Source organism: Sphingobacterium thermophilum, from assembly GCF_039541675.1.
GTDB classification, from domain to species: domain Bacteria; phylum Bacteroidota; class Bacteroidia; order Sphingobacteriales; family Sphingobacteriaceae; genus Sphingobacterium; species Sphingobacterium thermophilum.
This window is the reverse complement of sequence record NZ_BAABGR010000030.1, coordinates 1-548: the sequence shown is the minus strand read 5'-3', so window position 1 is coordinate 548 and position 548 is coordinate 1. Positions and strand designations below refer to the sequence as shown.

The 548-nt window shown below is 52.9% G+C and carries 1 rRNA gene; it reads right to left on the bottom strand.

The annotated features are described in order from the left end of the window. Nucleotides 1-19: 19 nt before the first annotated feature. Nucleotides 20-548, bottom strand: a 23S ribosomal RNA gene (locus ABD873_RS10595); the annotation flags it as partial.

Sequence of the window (548 nt, the reverse complement as noted above, 5' to 3'; positions counted from 1 at the left end):
AAGACAACAGCGTATCTTATGCCTTGAAAGTCTCGGGCGATTAGTACTACTCGGCTTTGGTATCTCTACCTTTACACCTGTAGCCTATCAACGTCGTAATCTCCAACGACCCTATAGGGAAGTCTCATCTTGTGGCTAGTTTCGCACTTAGATGCTTTCAGCGCTTATCTATTCCCGACGTAGCTACCCAGCCGTACACCTGGCGGCATAACTGGTTCACTAGAGGTCAGTCCATCCCGGTCCTCTCGTACTAAGGACAGATCCACTCAAACTTCCTGCGCCCACAACAGATAGGGACCGAACTGTCTCGCGACGTTCTGAACCCAGCTCGCGTGCCACTTTAATGGGCGAACAGCCCAACCCTTGGGACCTTCTCCAGCCCCAGGATGTGACGAGCCGACATCGAGGTGCCAAACCTCCCCGTCGATATGAGCTCTTGGGGGAGATCAGCCTGTTATCCCCAGAGTACCTTTTATCCTTTGAGCGATGGCCCTTCCATTCAGAACCACCGGATCACTATGTCCGTCTTTCGACCCTGCTCGGCTTGT